General features: G+C 66.0%; 1 pseudogene. It reads right to left on the reverse strand.

Annotated features, from left to right (window positions below):
* Positions 1 to 676 (reverse strand): annotated as a pseudogene (locus MHA02_RS21910) (IS3 family transposase); the annotation flags it as partial.

Consider the following 676-nt stretch of genomic DNA (forward strand, 5'->3'; position numbering starts at 1 on the left):
TCGAAGCTCCAGACGTGATTGCGATGGAGAGGCCGCAGCCGTACGCAGGAGCCATCGTTCAACCACAGCCGGCTTCGCGGCCGATGCTTTTGCGGGACCTTGAGCCCCTCACGACGCCAGATCCGCTGAACCCGGTCCTTGCCCACCTGCCAGCCCGCTGCCTGCAGCAGCGCGGTGACGCGGCGGTAGCCGTAGCGTCCGTACTCGGATGCCAGGGCGATGATGGCGCGGGTCAGCGCATCCTCGTCGGCCGGCACGGTGGGCACGTAGCGTTGCGTGCCACGGTGCTGGCCAACGATCCGGCAGGCATGGCGTTCTGAGAGACCATACTTCTCACGAATGCCATCGACTGCCTGCCGGCGTCGCTCCGGGGCTACAAGTTTTGCTGGCGCTGCCCTTCGGGTCCCGCGGCGACGTCCGCCAGCACCTGCTTCTCCAGGGACAAGTCAGCCACGAGCCGGCGCAATCGCGCGTTCTCGCGCTCCAGATCCTTCATCCGACGGGCCTGGTCGATCTGCAGGCCGCCGTACTCCTTGCGCCAGCGATAGTAACTCTGCTCGGAGATCTCCGCCTCCCGGCACGCTATCGCCAAACTCTTACCCTGCGCCGTCTGAACCTCGATCTGGCGCAGCTTCAGCACCACCTGCTCCGCGCCCGTCTTCTGACCTCGCTTCAT

It is taken from the genome of Methylobacterium haplocladii, from assembly GCF_007992175.1.
In the GTDB taxonomy this organism is placed as follows: domain Bacteria; phylum Pseudomonadota; class Alphaproteobacteria; order Rhizobiales; family Beijerinckiaceae; genus Methylobacterium; species Methylobacterium haplocladii.